A 15,245-nucleotide genomic window follows, 5' to 3' on the forward strand; every position below is an offset into this window, starting at 1 on the left:
CTGTCATCCGGCGCTTGCACGCCGAGTCTTCCATTCTTCTTGCAACTGAGGTTTCACAACTTTCCCGTATGCGCTCCTGGGTAGTTCGTTCGTGAATACAAACTCTCTAGGAATCTTGTACTTCGACAGCCGTTCCGACAAATATGTAACCAACTCTTCCGGCTTCAGCCCTTCTTTACCGGCGACGACGAACGCCACGCCAACTTCACCCCACTTTGCGTGCGGAACTCCAATTACCGCCGCGTCTTTCACGTCAGGGTGCGTCAGCAACTCCGCTTCAATCTCTGCGGGATACACGTTCACTCCGCCACTGATGAACATATCCTTCGATCGACCCGCAATGTAGAAGAACCCTTCCTCGTCTTTGCGCGCCAGGTCGCCCGTATGCAGCCATCCCTCACTATCTATCGTTGATGCGGTAGCTTCCGGTTGGTTCCAATATCCCTTGCAGACGTGCGGTCCACGCAGCCAAAGTTCCCCAACGTCGTTGGCCGTAACGTCTTGCCCCTCGGGATCCACCAGGCGCGCTTCGCAGAACAACATCGGCCTGCCGATGGAACCGAGCTTGCGGACTGAATCCTCTGGGGTCATCGCGAAGCAGTTTACGCCTGCTTCCGTGAGTCCATAACCCTGCTTAAAGGTGATGCCCCGTGCCGAGTAGTTTTCGATGATGTAGTGCGGCAAGGGTGCGCCGCCGCTGATGAGCCACCGCAAGTTCGGCAGCTTTGTAGTGGTAAACTCCGGCGCTTCCATCAGCAGCTTGTAAATTGTCGGCACACCCATCACCACGGTGCACTTCTCTTCCGCGAGCGTTCTCCAGACCTCGGTCGCGTCAAAACCCTTGTGGATGATGATGCTGCCGCCCACGGCGAACAGCGGCGTCAGGAACACGTTCAATCCGCCCGCGTGATACATCGGCGTGAAGATCGGGCTAATGTCGGTGTCCCGCAGTTGCCAGCTCATGACCGTGTTGTAGGCGTTCCACACGATCATGCGATGCGGAATCATGACGCCCTTGGGCTTCCCCGTGGTACCGCTGGTGTAGAGCAGGCAGTAGACGGATTCAGGCTCGCAGCGCGTAGCAACGAAGCCCTCCGCTTTTGCCCGGGTAAGTTCATCGGGGTATGGAACGTCGGGGGGACTTTGCGCGGCATCAAGGGCGATCCAGTTCCGAACATCCACGCTGTCGCGCAACTTGCCTACCGTCTCGGCAAAATCGCCGTCGTACATCAACGCGACCATCCCGCTATCGCGCACGATGTACGCCAATTCGTGCGCCGTCAGTCTGGTGCTCAGGGGCACGAGGATGGCGCCAAGCTTGCCCGCTGCGAAAAAGGCGTCTACGAATTCAAGGCGGTTATGGGCAAGGATGCCGACGCGATCGCCCTTCTGGATCGAGAGCTGCGACCACACTCTCGCGCAACGAACTGCACGATCGTCGAGTTGCGCGTACGTAAACCTCTCGCCGGTTGCGGCGACGATCAGCGCTACCTTGTCGGGAGTCAGCCGCGCGCGTTCACCAAGCAGGTCGCCGGCAATCATTTCGCCTCTCCGGTTGTGGTGCTCTCTGGCTGGGTCGGTGTCACTGGCGATGCCAACACTTTCGTTAGCGCCTCTGTAAGTGCCCGTGGGCATTCCATCTGCGGTGCATGACCGCATCGCGGGATCAGCATTAACGACGCTATCGGCAACTGCTGCTGCATTCGTTTCGCGTAGGCCACCGACATCATTTTGTCGGATTCGCCCCACACCAGGCTCACCGGAGTCTTGATCTCTCCCAGCCGGCCTTCCAGCAGGTACTTCGGCATTTCCGACGCCGTCTCTGAAAGGCGCATCAGCGGCCCGGTCTGCGCCTGGCGCACAATGTCGTCGACGACGTAATCGGGAATCCTGGCACTGCCGGGATCCATGATCTCAGACAGAAGCTTGCGCGCCTCGTCTCGGTTCTTGGGAGTTAGCGTAAGGTCCGGCCGGTCACCAACAATGGCGCCACCGTTTACGAGCACGATGCGCTCCACCTTCTCCGGATGCTTGTGGGCATATAACATCGCGACCCACGCACCAAGGGAGTTTCCGACGATCGTCACCTTACCGGACTCGCCGTCCACAACGCCTTCGAGGCCCTGCAGCAGTACTCCAACACTGAGCGGCCCCGACTTCGGTTCGCTCTCCTGGTGCCCGGCAAGGTCCGGTGCCAGAACGCGATAGTTCGAAGTCAGTGCCGGTGCCACCTTCGCCCACGCGCCCGCCTGATCGCCTGCACCATGCAGCAGGATGATGGTCGGCCCTTTGCCGCCGACGAACATTCTCTGCTTCCCTGCTGCACTGTCGATTTGGGTCTTAACGAATCCGGCCTTCGTGAGTGCGCGCCGGTTCATCCACGCTGCAACGGTCAGCGGACGCATCCATGAAAACCCGATAACGGCAACGATACCGAGAACGAGTATTCCCGCTATGAGCAAGATGAGTCTCTGCATCGATGCGACCTAATCTCGCGGCATACGGAATGCAACCCCGGCCTGGTTGTAACCCACACCCGATCCGATCATCGCAACAAGATCCCCCGGACGTATCTTGCGTTTTTCGATCGCGTCATCGAGCGCCATACCCACGCATGCCGAACCGGTATATCCGTACTCTTCCATGATGGTGTGCGTCTTCTCCATCGGGAGTCCCAGGTCCTTCATGACCAGCTCGATCGTCGCTTTCCGCACCTGCGTGAAGATGTACATATCGACGTCGTTCAGCCCAAACCCGCCGTTAGCCGCCAGTTTGCGGGCGAGCTTTGGCCACCCCTGATCATTAATCTCCGGTGGATAGCGGTTCGTCATCTTCACCTTAGTCCGGCCGTTTTTCAGCGCGTCTTCGTTCGCAGGCTCGGCTGTACCACCCGAAAAGATCCCCCAGAATGGGGCGTACGAACCATCCGCCTGAAACGCCGACGTGACAAAACCCGGCTCCGATGCCGGCTCGACCACAGCCGCACCCGCGCCGTCGCCGTAGAAGAACGACATCGGGTCTTTGGGGTCGGCCAGTTTGTGCATCAGGTACACGCCAAGAACCAGCACCGTCTTAATGGTGGGGTTGGTCGCGATGTGACCCGCCGCTGTCGCCAATGCCGTCGGGAAAGAGGCGCACGCACAACCGATGTCGAATGTGCCGGCGTTCTTCGCGCCAAGTTTGTGCTGTAGAACGACAGAGGTTGCCGGGGTGATGTAGTCGGGCGAATCCGTCCCGAGCAGAATCAGGTCCACATCCTCGGGACGCCGGCCTGCTCGTTCGAGAGCAAGCTTTGCGGCCGGCAGCGCAACGTCCGAGGTACTCCAGTTCTCCGGGGCATAGAAGCGGGTTTTGATACCGGTGCCGGCTTCCATCTTGTCCACGAAATCAGGAACGTGCGCGAGACGCTTACGCATTTCATCGTTGGTGATTTCGATCTCGGGCACATAGCGCGCCGTGGACACAATTGTTCCGTAGCGTGTCATAACTCATCCTTGCTGCCGGGACTGTAATGCCCGGGCTGAATTTACGTTCCGAGGACGATGCCGCCATCGACGGAAATTACCGCCCCGTGTACGAAGCTGGCACGATCCGACGCCAACCAGGCATAGGTCTCGGCGATATCGGCGGGTTCGCCGAGTCTTCCCAGCGGTGTGTGCGATTTCATGTTCTCAATGACCTTCTCGGGCATGGCACGGACCATCTCCGTCCCAATGAACCCCGGGCACACGGCGTTTACGCGAATCTGGTATCTGCCGAGTTCACGCGCCCAGGTGCGCGTCATACCAATGACACCCGCCTTCGTCGCTACGTAATTGGTCTGCCCGAAATTGCCGTAAAGACCAACCACCGAAGATGCGTTCAGGATGACGCCGCCACCCTGCTTGATCATTTGGGGAACGACCGCGCGCGTGCAGTTGAAGACGCCCTTCAGGTTCACGCTGACCACAGCATCGAATGCGGCATCCTCCATCATTCCGGTCTGTGCGCCGTCTTTCCACTTGATCAATTGGGCGTCACGGGTAATTCCGGCGTTGTTGACCAGGACATCGAGACGTCCCCATGACTGGACGATCTCCTTCACCGCGTCCTGCACGGAGGTCGCGTCGGTGACGTTGACTTTGCGAAAGACTCCCTGACCGCCTGCTTTCCTGATTTCCTGTATGAGTGCGTCTGAACCGCTGTCGTTCACGTCCCAGGCCGCTACGCATGCGCCTTCTTCGGCGAACCGCAATGCGGTAGCGCGCCCAATTCCGGCAGAAGCGCCGGTTACGAGCACAACCTTATTTTTCAGTCCTGTTTCGCGCATGAGAGGAACTCGCCAGCCGCCGGGCGCTTCCTTTCGGAAGCGTCCGGCACTGGATTGGAATGGTGAATTAGAAGCTGTATTTCAACGCAAACTGGATGACGCGCGGCCCGGTCGAGGTCGAGATGATTCGGCCCAGAGCGCCCTTCGTACCCGATGTGTAAGTGCTGATCGGATTCGCGAAGTTCACCATGTTGAACGCGTTGAAGAACTCCGCACGGAACTCCATCTTCTGTTTTTCCGTGAGCGGAATCCCTTTCACTAAGCCGATATCGAAGTTCTTCTGCCCCGGTCCACGGATAAAGTTGCGCGGCGAAGTGCCGTACGGCGCAACGTTCGCGCAGGTGTTGTTGAATGCTGCGGGGTTGAAGTACGAGTCGAGGTGGGAATCCACCGCGCCGGGAACGAACCAGCCTTGCCCAGAGAGGTCTGCCCGGTTCACGGTTGCGGTGCCGGACGTGCAAATCACCGTTAGCGGCGAGCCACTCTGCAGCGTCATGATCGTGCTGAGCTGCCAGTCGTTGAACAGCCGCTTCGCGATTGTCGTGTCACCCTTGTAGAACTTGGGGAACTCGTACATTGCACTAAGGACCATCCGGTGCGTGCGGTCGAAGTCTGAAACACCACGTTGGGACAGCATGTTCTGTTGGTCGCCCGGGAGGGCGTTCAGTTCATTGCCCGCCACCACCTGGCCGGAGTTGTAGTCGATCGATTTCGAATACGTGTACGACGCCAGGAACTGCAAGCCGCTGCTGAACCGCTTCGTGAGGCTGGTCTGCAGCGAGTTGTAACTGGAGGTCGCGCTTGACTGCGCCATCTGGAAGCCCGACGTCAACAGCTTATTTTGGGAGAACGCGGGCGATAGCAAAAATCCGAACGCGCCGCTCGCCGTGTTGTAAGGAGCCGTCCCGGTAGCGCCCTGATTCAATGTAACGACGTTGATAAGTTTGCGACCGGAAGTGCCAACATAGCCGACGTCCAGCAACCAGTTCTTCTTCACTTCCCACTGCATGCCGAAGTTGTACTGGTACACGTACGGGGTACGGAAGTTTTTATCCACGTAGATTCCGGATATCGGAAGCGGGATATTGAAGGCCGTGTACGTCACTGGCGACGGCACCGATGCTGCCAGCGGGAACTGAAGATTGGCCAAGTTCGGGAACGGATTCGCGAACGGGGGATTCACGGTTACGCTCACAACATCCGTTGGGTAGTTGAAGACTTGCACGTTAGCCAACCGGGTCGAGAAGCGGTCGAAGTACACGCCAGCTCCACCACGAAACACCAGGCCTGCTGTCGTCGGCTTGTAGGAGAAGCCAAATCGCGGCGCCACGGTCCAGTCATCCGGATTCAAGGTTTCCCCCGCACTCAATAGGTGGAATCCGTTGCCGGACGGGCAGGGATTTAGTGAGGTGCAAGCGTGCGACAGCGCGGCAAACTCAGCCGGATCAAAGTTGCTTAGTCGCCCGTCGGTATCGCTGATGCCGCCATTGCGACCGAATCGCATACCCATGTTCAAGGTCAGAGAGTCCGATACCCGGAAGTCATCCTGCACGTAGAAGTTGAAGTCGGTGGAACGATAGTGACGATCGCGAAGGCCTGCGCCGAGAACGCCTACGACCGGCGCAAGAGTTCCGTTCGGACTTCCCGACCCTTGTAGGAAGCTGGCAAAGTTCGAGAACGTCAACTGTCCGCGCGAATAGAAGTTGAAGAAGAAGTTTACGCGATAGTGACGCATGTCGCCGCCGAACCGAACGAAGTGCTTGCCGTGCGTCCAACTCAGCATGTCGGAGTACTGGAAGGTTTCCACCGTGGAACGTTGGTCCGCCAGGGAGGTGGATCCGACCGTGAACATGTTCGATACGCCAATGGTCGGCATTCCGCAGAAGTTCGAGTTGCCGGCGCACAGCGGATTCGTGATCCCGAACTGTGCCGCGGTGAAGGGCTCCTCCGGTTCCGAAGGTCCGTTGATACGGCTGTACCCCACCCGGGCTTCGTTGATCAGGTTCGGGTTGAAGATGTGCGTGTCAGAAAGTGTGAACACGCGATTGTGGAAATCGATCGATCCGCCGTAGCCGGGCAACTGGAACAGGTTGGCGCCGGCAAAAGTGAATAGCGACTGGAACTGCGGCGTATCCGAGAAGAAGAATTTTCCGCTGAGCCGGTTCGTAGCTGTGATCTGCTGGTCAATGTTGGCACTGAACTGGTCTTCACGGAACCGCGAGATCGAGCTGATCGGAGTCGTGACAAACGTTCCAGCAACGCCGTTACCGCTCGGAATCGCGTACTTCCCGTTGGGTAGTTTGGCCTGCAACAGCTTCTCCGCCACGGGATCTAGTGTGGTAGCGCCCCAGTTGGTCGCCAGCCCCGCCAGAGTTGCATGGCTGCGGTCATCGGTGAGGCCACCGGGAAGGTTCACGGTGGTTAAACTATTGCTCAGAGAAGCGCCATTCCGCTCGCGGGTTCCCTGGTACGACACGAAGAAGAAGGTCTTGTCCTTCACGATGGCGCCGCCGAAGGTCCCACCGAACTGATTGCGCTTCAGCACCGGACGCGCCCGTCCCGCCCGTTTCAGGAAGTAATCGTTCGCGTTCAGAGCTTCGTTGCGGAAGAACTCGAACGCGCTGCCGTGATACGTGTTGGTCCCCGACTTCGTGACCACAGCAATATTTCCGCCCGCGTTACGGCCGGTGGTTGCGTCAAACATCGACGTCTGGACAATGAATTCCTGCACCGAGTCCGGCGAGGGCACCGAGATATTGCCGGTGCCGTTGGTACCGGCGCTGTTTACTTCCGTCCCGTCTACCAGCACGTTGTTAGACGTCGTGCGCTGGCCACCGACAGAAATCAGTGCGTCGCCACGGCCCATCTCCGTGTTATTGGCGAGGCCCGCCACTGCACCTGGCGAAAGCGCGAGCAATTGTTGGAAGTTGCGGGTCGGCAGTGGCAGTTGCTTGATCTGATCTTCCTGGATCACGCGCCCCGCGGTCGGCGATGAAGTCTGCACCAGCGGCGCCTCTGCCGTTATGTTCACCGACTCGGCCGCACCCGCGAGTCGCAGGTTAGCGGTTAACTCCGTGGTCTCCGTAACGCGAACGATCACGCCATCGGCGCTCATCGGCTTGAATCCCTGTGCTTCCACCGAAAGCGAGTACGATCCGGGTGGAACGATGGGGAAGCGGAAGTCGCCCGATGCATCACTGGTCATTTCGCGCTTTTCGCCTGTCGCACTGGTGAGCGTCACCTTCGCCCCGGCCACCACAGCACCTGTCGGGTCCTTCACCGTGCCAATAACCTGGCCGGAGGTGGCGGTTTGCGCAAATCCCAATGCGCTCACCAGCAGGATGGCGAGGCAAATCAATCCTGCTAAGAATTTGTGGTTCATTTCCGTCTCCTTTGGCTTGAGCCCCCGTTCGATTGTGGGTGGGGTGCGTCAACACCGAACTTGATAATCCCTATCAACTGCTCGATGGTTTCCTCTTCTGGAAGGCCCAAGTGCTGCTTGCCGCCGAAGAGTTTCTCCACCAGGAAATACGTGAAAAACTGGAGGTAGACCGCCGCATACGCCGTGGGCCGCGCGACCCCGGGTCGGACGTGTTTTGCCTCGTCTGGGTAACCGCCTGCTAGTTCTTCCAAATTCTTCGAAAGCTGCCGAAAGCTGTGGGCGAAGTGCCGGTTGCCGAACTCGGTCACGTCGATGTACATCAACCGCCAGTAGTCGGGGTGGCGATATACGATTTCTCGCACCGCCTTCGAGAGCGCCCGCAACCCATCCTCGTCAAAGCGGCCAAGGTATGGCTTTAAGGTCTTCTGCTGTATTTCAGCCATTTCATTGCCGTAACGCCGGACCAGGCTGATATACAGCGCCTCTTTTGTCTTGTAGTAGTTGTAGATATTCCCCAGGGACACCTTCGCTTCACGCGCAATATCGCGAACCGTCGTGCCGTGAAACCCCTGGCGCGTGAAGACTTTCAGCGCCGCGTTCTCGATATGAATCTGGTTCCGTTCAACGGCCTGATCTTGAAGCTTCGGCATGTGCGACTCAGATTCCTTTTAGTTCGACAGTTATACAAATAAAAACGAACAATCGTTTTTTTTTGGAGACCTAAGATCGCCCACAACTCGGCGGCATGTCAAGGGCAAAGTTATGCAACGTATTCGGTTTTCTTATGGTTTGGAATCCCAGTCATCCTTGGTTTCGGAACTTTGAATCAGCTTCAAAGCGGACGCTGGCACGTCCTCTGCGCGTAGCGCGGTTTACTGGGGCAGCAAGTTGTAAGGATTTTATAAAGAAAAAAGCCCCGGAGTCCGCTTGGGGCGTTGAGGAAAGAACTCCGGGGTCACCGTTTCCCCTTACTCACTGTCGCTTTCAGGAGGCTGTAGGTATAGACGTGGCGCCCCGGCAAAAGTTGCGGACTACTCTCAAGATTTTTTATTCGATCGCGCTCGGCTTTTGCTCCATCAAGGCCGTGAACCGTGGATCTTTTCTCAGTTCTGTAAACTCCGTGTCCTTGTAAGCGTTATCCACTTCTTTATAGCCTTCTTCAATGGCCCGTCTCAGATAAAGCAGCGACCGGTCGAACATCCCATTCTGTGCATACATCTTCGCCAGCACGTAGGAGTACCGCGCACGGTCTTCCGGCGACGCAATGTGCGTCAACTGCCCAGTTGCCGACCGGCGCTCCAGCACATCCGGATCAAGCGAAAGTGCGATCTGGTATTCCGGTACGGCTTTCTCGATCTCTTTCTTTGCAAAGTACGCCGCACCAAGGTTGCTGTGGAAGGAAGCAACGTTGGGATTCAATTCAATCGCTTTCTTGTACAGCTTGATCGCCTTGCCGTATTTCTTCTTCGTGTAGTGGGTATACGCCAGGTTGTTCACGGCATAGGGGAAGGTTTTATCCATCTTGACGGCTTTTTCGTAGTTCTTCTTCGCGTCATCCACCCGGCCCATCATCAGTTGAGCCATCCCCACCTTGTTGTACACAACAGCCTTGGCGTTTCCCTTTGGGAGTTTCTTCAACGCAGCTTCGTAGTAGTCGATCGCGTCCAGGTAAGCTTTCTCGCTGCGCAACTGGTCTCCGCGTTCTTCCAGGTCCGCTGGATTCGCGTTGGCAGGAGGCGGCTCGATCCGCCGGCTCGGCGGCGGCGTTACCTGCACATCCTGTGCGTCCTGGGCCAGGGCACACATAGGAACCACAAACACGAATAAGAACGCCGCAATCAGTAGTCGCGTCCAATCCTGTCTTCTCAACATGGTTGACCTCCGGTTGTCCGGATCGTGCATGAAGAATATTGACACCATTCAGAGTTCACTGGGGTTAAAAAAGCAAAGTTTCCGTCCCAATTCCCATTATGACTATCCCAGCCCAAATTCCGCTACTCTGGCCGGCCAATAAAAAACCCGGCCGCAGCCGGGCTGTTTGGATCCATATCCGTCAGTCTTTCTTTTGGTTATCTTCCCCATCCCCCTTGAAGACTCCGATAATCTTGCCGAAAAAGCCTTTCTTCTCCTCTTTCTTCGGCGGTGTCGCCTGAGTGTTCTGGGTTACGGGCGGCTGTTGGCCCTGGGAATAGGTAATCGAGTGCGATCCTTGTGGCGTCTGAACCTGCTGTTGCTGCAAACTTGGCTGCGCAGGTTGCGATCCGCCCGTCACGAATCCGAAGATCTTCTGGAAGACATTCTTGTCCGTCTGCTCGCAGGTTTCTCTCGGCTCGGTGCCTGCGATGAACGCCACCGAATACGCTTCCGGACATGCCGGCGTCGAGATCCGGTTTGTCACCTTATCGATCCGCATGTCAATCACGCCATCGGGTTGGTGGAAATCAGTCATGTTGCGGAACTGCGGTAATTGTTGGGCGCGCTTCATAAATTCTGCCCAGATCGGCGCCGCAGTGCTCGCACCGGATAACCGCAAATCGCTATAGTCGTCGAAGCCAACCCACACGATGCAGATGAGGTTGCTGGTATATCCCGCGAACCATCCGTCGCGCGAGGTACCGGTCTTCCCTGCCGCTGGAGCGTTGAAACCCATCTGCCGGACCGGGAATCCTGTTCCTGTGTTGATGACGCCTGCCATCATCGTCGTCAGCACGTAGGCGACTCTTGGATCCAGCACCGGCGTTTTCTCTACGGATGTCCGCAGCAGAACATCACCCTGCGGACTATGAACGGCCTTCAGGAGCGTCGGCGAGACTCTTACACCGCTATTTGCGAACACCGTGTACGCTCCAGCCATATCGATCGGCGTAGCGTCGTAGGCGCCGAGCGCCATCGCGGGCGTTGCGCGCACCGAACTGATTCCCGCGGCCTTCGCCAGCGTCGCCACGTTGTCGTAGCCGACCATTTCGGCAAGCTTCACCGTCGCATTGTTCAGCGAATGCGCAAGCGCATATTCGGCGGCGACCTCTCCGTGGTACTCCTCTTTGTAGTTGCGCGGCTCGTAAGTCTTGTCTTCGTAGGTAAATGTTGTCGGCGAATCGTCGACCACGCTGGCCGGCGTAAACACTGTCGCGCTGCCGGTCAACGCCGTGTTGACTGCGGCCGCATATACAAAGGGCTTGAAGATTGATCCCGTCGGGCGTTTTGCCACCGCATGATTCAACTGGCTGATACCGTAGTTCCGCCCGCCCACGAGGGCCAACACCTCTCCCGTTTGCGGATCGAGGGCCACAAGTGCGACCTGCGGGTCCGGTCCAGGCTTGATCACCGTTTCCGTCTTGGCGGACTTGCCCTTCCCGACTCTTACCTTCCGGGTACGCAGCTTCGTAATCTGCTCATCCACCTTGCGGATACCAATTTGCACTGCTTCTGCCGCGGCTCTCTGAAGATCTGGATCCAGCGTGGTGTAGATCCTCACTCCCTGATCGTTCAGTTCTCGCTCCCCATACTGCGTCGCGAGCGTGTCTTTCACGAGGTCAACAAAATATGGAGCATCGCTCGCTTCCACGTTGGGAGGAGCTAATTTCAGCGGGGTCGCCTTTGCCTTATCGGCCTCGTCACGGCTCAAGACGCCGTTATCGACCATCGCTTCCAGCACCAGGTTGCGGCGATCGAGTGCGCGCTCCGGATGGCGGTAAGGATTTAGGTAACTCGGGCGCTGCACCAGTCCGGCCAGCAGTGCCGCCTCGGGTAGAGAGATGCTCTGCAGATCCTTATTGAAGTAGGCGCGTGCAGCTTCGGCGAATCCGTGGATCGTGAACGACCCGCGCTGGCCCATATCAACCTGGTTCGCATAAAGCTCGAAGATCTGTTCCTTCGTGAGCTTCTGCTCCAGTTCGATCGCAATCAGCATCTCCGTCAGTTTGCGTTTCAGCGTCTTCTGCGGAGACAGGAAGAACCCGCGCGAGATCTGCATCGTGATGGTTGAAGCACCCTGCGCCTTGCCGCCGGACCTCAGATCCACCCATGCCGCGCCAATAAGCCGGACGTAGTTGATGCCGCTGTGCTCGAAAAATTTGCGGTCCTCGATTGAGGTAACCGCATTCACCATCACCTTGGGGATGTCGTTGTACTTCACCACTTGGCGCTTGGCGCGCTCTTCTGAGTCCAGAGACGTCAGCAGTGGCGGTTCCAGTTCGTAGGCGGCCAGTGTCGCACCGGAATTCGATCCGGTGATGCGATCTACCTTGCCTCCGCTGATGTGAATCTCAGCCCCATCTGCATTGTGATACGAGAGCGGGCCGGGCTTGATCTCAACCCCGCCAGGCAATGATCTGTATGTGCCGACCTTACTGTCTGTCTCGGAATACCCGGCGCGCCGCAAGTTCGAGATGATCTCTTCCTTGGAATACTTGTCGCCGGTCTCAACAATAGGGGCACGCGCATAGATCTTCGCCGAGGTACTGAAGATCGGACCTCGGATCCGTGCCTCTACGATGCGGTCATACTTCACGTAGTAGTACGCGAACACCGCAAACATCATCAGCGATACCAGCAGGAATACCGCGATGCCGGCTTTTACAAAGGGGTGGGAGAGTCCAATACGGGAAGACTGGCTTCCCTTCTTCTTCGGCTGCGGGATTTTTACTTTGATGGCCACTTTTTAGGGCAGAGAAACCGCCGTCTTTCAACGAGTTACATTTTTGATTTCGTCAGGGGTGATCGCCTCTTCCACGCACAACCTCCCCTTCCCGGCTTGAGACGGTGCAACTACGGTACCAGAGCAGCTACCCCTTATTTTAAAGCACCTTTTGCCACCCGGGCAGTTCCCGGCGTGGTCTTTCTTACACGTTCTCGGCACAAAAGTGCTCAACTTTTGACACACTCGCCAGGCGCCCGCTCCGTTTACCAACTGGTAAATTGCCTTGCTGCATTGGATGCCGGTTGGTGCAGTTCTGCAACCCTGAATGGCAAGGGGTGAACCTTGCTGTTCAAGAGCACTTCCTCCCCGTGAGCCTTTAGGTCGTAACCCTCACAAGTTCGGATTGTTCCGAGTGATTAAGGAACAGCCAAAATGAAACCAGGAGCTCCCAAGAGCTCCTGGTTGATTCTGCTTCTCAGTTAGATCTGCTTGTTCTTGGTGGTCGGCGCGAACGTCAAGTCGAACGGGTGTACCGGGATGTCGATGTGCACCGTGTACTCCGTCGAGATCGTAACTGCCGTTCCCTGACGTTCGACCTTGATCTGCTCCGGCGAAGTCAGCGGCAACTCGAGTTGCTGCGCCTTCTTCCAGACCGTTTCGCGCATGTCGCTTTCGGTCTTTCCCGTGTAGCTCTGAATGCGCGCTTCTTCTTCGATGGCATCCTGGAACTGGTAGTAGTTGAAGTACACCGGCACGACCTTGACGCCGACATAAAACGCCGATACCACCACAGCCAGAGCTATCAGGGCCTTGATCGTTTTCATAACTGCACTCACAGAGTCCCTTCGGCAGGGCTCTCCGTTCACTCGCCTTTCAACTTACGCAGGTACTCTGAAATTTCGGCGATGTTAACATCCTGTGTTTCGCCTGTCGAGCGGACCTTCACCTCAACTTTCCCTTCCGTAACCTTCTTACCAACATTCACCCGGAAAGGAATTCCCACCAGGTCAGCGTCCTTGAATTTCACTCCCGGACGCTCATCCCGGTCGTCGATGATCACGTCGAAGCCCGCCTTCTTCAACTCCTCGGCAATCTCCTCCGCTTTCTTCATCTGCTCCGCGTCACGGACGCTGATCGGGATGACCACAACGTTGAATGGCGCAATTGCCGGATTCAACCAGAACCCGTTTTCATCATTGCTCTGCTCGATCGCTGCCGTGAGAATGCGCTCGATGCCGATTCCATAGCAACCCATGATCGGCATCACTTCCTTGCCGTCCTTGTCGAGCACCGTTGCGCCCATCGATTCCGAGTACTTATAGCCGAGTTTGAAAATGTGCCCGATCTCGACGGCCTTCGCTACCACGAGTGGCTTTCCGCAGTTCGGACAGCTTTCACCGGCTTCCACACTGCGCAGGTCGACCCACTGATTCTCTTCAACCTTGAAATCGCGGCCGGGGGTAACGTTGCGGAGGTGGTAATCCTCTTTATTGGCTCCGGCAATCAGGTTCTTGCGGCCAAGTAGCGCGCGATCGACAAAGACGTGGGCCTTGATCCCTTTGTAGTGCGCGCCGTCGAGTCCGACAGGTCCGAGGAAACCGGCAGGCGAATTAAAGACCGCTGAGATCTCTTCGGCGTGCATCGGACGGAACTCAGCATTCGGCACAGTCGAGGCTAACTTCGCTTCGTTCAGTTGATGATCGCCACGTATGAACGCGATCACCGGCACTTCTTCTGTCTTGCCGTCGCTGGTGGTTCGCACTGCCATAAAGGCCAGCGTTTTCATTTTGTTTTTCGGCGAGACCTTCAGATAATTCGCGACCTCTTCGATGGTCTTCATGCCGGGTGTGTGTACCAGTTCGGGCTTGTCCGCCGTGGCTTCGTAGTCGGGGACGTCCTCCAGACGCGAAGTCGCCTTCTCCAGATTCGCAGCATAGTGACAGCTTGGGCAACTCACGACGAAGTCTTCGCCGGCATCGGAGTAAACCATGAACTCGTGGGATTGTGACCCGCCCATCGAACCTGAGTGGGCCTCGACGACCACATACTTCAGGCTGCAGCGGTCAAAAATCCGGCAGTAGGCGTCATAGTGCTTCTTGTAGCTGACATCGAGTCCGGCGGCGTCGATGTCGAAGGAGTACGAGTCCATCATGATGAACTGCCGCACGCGCATCAGGCCGGCACGAGGACGAGGCTCATCGCGGAATTTCAACTCGATCTGATACCACGTCTGCGGCAACTGTTTGTAGCTGCGCAGTTCCTTGCGCGCGATCTCCGTCATGACTTCTTCTTCCGTCATGCCGAGACATAGATCGGCGCCTTTGCGGTCCTTCAGGCGAAACATGTTGTCGCCCATAAGCTTCCATCGACCGCTGGCTTCCCAGATTTCACGCGGATGGAGGACAGGCAGATCGAACTCCTGCCCGATCTTGTCCATTTCTTCGCGGACGATCGCGGTGATCTTTTTCAGCGACCGGTTCGCAAGGAACAGATAGCTGTAAATGCCCGCGGAAAGTTGCCGGATGTATCCGGCGCGGACCAGGAACTTATGGCTGGCAACTTCGGCGTCAGCGGGCGCTTCCCGCAACGTAGGTATGAATAATTGTGACCAACGATACATGGAACAATTCCTTCAGGTTCGGAATTGTTCATTGTAACGGATACTGCGTTTCCTCTACTTCACCGCCGCCTGATGCTTCGCCAGAAAATCCAGGATTGCCTTCGCTGCGCGTTGCAGCTCGCCATACTGGGCCTGGTAATCCACGAACAGACGGTTCAAATCCAGAGACTCATCCGGTCTCAGCTTCGCACGCAGCAGCATGTCACGGACATGCACCGGGTTCGGGAGCATCGCTTCTTCTTTCAATTCTTCCAACGCCGTCTGCGGATCATAGTGATACATATAAGTTCCTCAC

At 57.0% G+C, this 15,245-nt stretch carries 11 protein-coding genes; all 11 read right to left on the bottom strand.

The window, feature by feature from the left end:
- Nucleotides 1-3: 3 nt before the first annotated feature.
- The 11 genes from VN577_19105 to VN577_19155 all read right to left on the bottom strand — a co-directional run bounded on the left by VN577_19105 (nt 4) and on the right by VN577_19155 (nt 15,232).
- The gene (locus VN577_19105) at nt 4-1,542 is read right to left on the bottom strand and encodes a long-chain fatty acid--CoA ligase (protein ID HWR16945.1); all 1,539 of its coding nucleotides are present in this window, start codon (nt 1,540-1,542) and stop codon (nt 4-6) included.
- Nucleotides 1,539-2,477: an alpha/beta hydrolase gene (locus VN577_19110; protein HWR16946.1), complete on the bottom strand. Its 939-nt coding sequence runs from the start codon at nt 2,475-2,477 to the stop codon at nt 1,539-1,541. The genes VN577_19105 and VN577_19110 overlap by 4 nt, the downstream gene beginning before the upstream one ends.
- Nucleotides 2,478-2,486: 9 nt before the next feature.
- Nucleotides 2,487-3,485 (bottom strand): ketoacyl-ACP synthase III, encoded by a 999-nt coding sequence (locus tag VN577_19115; protein HWR16947.1) that lies wholly within the window; start codon nt 3,483-3,485, stop codon nt 2,487-2,489.
- Between the two features lie 41 nt (nt 3,486-3,526).
- Nucleotides 3,527-4,309, bottom strand: a complete 783-nt coding sequence (locus VN577_19120; GenBank protein HWR16948.1) for a beta-ketoacyl-ACP reductase — start codon at nt 4,307-4,309, stop codon at nt 3,527-3,529.
- Between the two features lie 67 nt (nt 4,310-4,376).
- Entirely contained in the window at nt 4,377-7,691 is a 3,315-nt protein-coding gene (locus tag VN577_19125) for a TonB-dependent receptor (protein HWR16949.1), read from the bottom strand.
- The gene (locus VN577_19130; protein HWR16950.1) at nt 7,688-8,341 is read right to left on the bottom strand and encodes a TetR/AcrR family transcriptional regulator; all 654 of its coding nucleotides are present in this window, start codon (nt 8,339-8,341) and stop codon (nt 7,688-7,690) included. Before VN577_19130 ends, VN577_19125 begins: the two co-directional genes overlap by 4 nt.
- 397 nt (nt 8,342-8,738) lie before the next feature.
- Nucleotides 8,739-9,563, bottom strand: a complete 825-nt coding sequence (locus VN577_19135; GenBank protein ID HWR16951.1) for a tetratricopeptide repeat protein — start codon at nt 9,561-9,563, stop codon at nt 8,739-8,741.
- A 181-nt stretch (nt 9,564-9,744) separates the two neighbouring features.
- A complete protein-coding gene (locus VN577_19140; protein ID HWR16952.1) occupies nt 9,745-12,348 on the bottom strand; it encodes a PBP1A family penicillin-binding protein in 2,604 nt (867 codons plus the stop codon).
- 461 nt (nt 12,349-12,809) lie between these two features.
- Nucleotides 12,810-13,154 (bottom strand): DUF4845 domain-containing protein, encoded by a 345-nt coding sequence (locus VN577_19145; protein ID HWR16953.1) that lies wholly within the window; start codon nt 13,152-13,154, stop codon nt 12,810-12,812.
- Nucleotides 13,155-13,192: 38 nt separating this feature from the next.
- Entirely contained in the window at nt 13,193-14,950 is a 1,758-nt protein-coding gene (locus VN577_19150; GenBank protein ID HWR16954.1) for a proline--tRNA ligase, read from the bottom strand.
- 54 nt (nt 14,951-15,004) lie between these two features.
- Nucleotides 15,005-15,232, bottom strand: coding sequence for a hypothetical protein (locus VN577_19155; GenBank protein HWR16955.1), 228 nt, complete (start codon nt 15,230-15,232; stop codon nt 15,005-15,007).
- Nucleotides 15,233-15,245 lie beyond the last annotated feature (13 nt).

The organism is Terriglobales bacterium (assembly GCA_035561515.1).
GTDB lineage: Bacteria > Acidobacteriota > Terriglobia > Terriglobales > Acidobacteriaceae > DATMXP01.

Bases quoted from the DNA above. Each gene is read 5' to 3' on its own strand.
- VN577_19155 (HWR16955.1), bottom strand. From the start codon at position 15,232: ATGTATCACTATGATCCGCAGACGGCGTTGGAAGAATTGAAAGAAGAA.
- VN577_19135 (HWR16951.1), bottom strand. From the start codon at position 9,563: ATGTTGAGAAGACAGGATTGGACGCGACTACTGATTGCGGCGTTCTTA.
- VN577_19110 (HWR16946.1), bottom strand. From the start codon at position 2,477: ATGCAGAGACTCATCTTGCTCATAGCGGGAATACTCGTTCTCGGTATC.
- VN577_19115 (HWR16947.1), bottom strand. From the start codon at position 3,485: ATGACACGCTACGGAACAATTGTGTCCACGGCGCGCTATGTGCCCGAG.
- VN577_19125 (HWR16949.1), bottom strand. From the start codon at position 7,691: ATGAACCACAAATTCTTAGCAGGATTGATTTGCCTCGCCATCCTGCTG.
- VN577_19105 (HWR16945.1), bottom strand. From the start codon at position 1,542: ATGATTGCCGGCGACCTGCTTGGTGAACGCGCGCGGCTGACTCCCGAC.
- VN577_19130 (HWR16950.1), bottom strand. From the start codon at position 8,341: ATGCCGAAGCTTCAAGATCAGGCCGTTGAACGGAACCAGATTCATATC.
- VN577_19145 (HWR16953.1), bottom strand. From the start codon at position 13,154: ATGAAAACGATCAAGGCCCTGATAGCTCTGGCTGTGGTGGTATCGGCG.
- VN577_19120 (HWR16948.1), bottom strand. From the start codon at position 4,309: ATGCGCGAAACAGGACTGAAAAATAAGGTTGTGCTCGTAACCGGCGCT.
- VN577_19150 (HWR16954.1), bottom strand. From the start codon at position 14,950: ATGTATCGTTGGTCACAATTATTCATACCTACGTTGCGGGAAGCGCCC.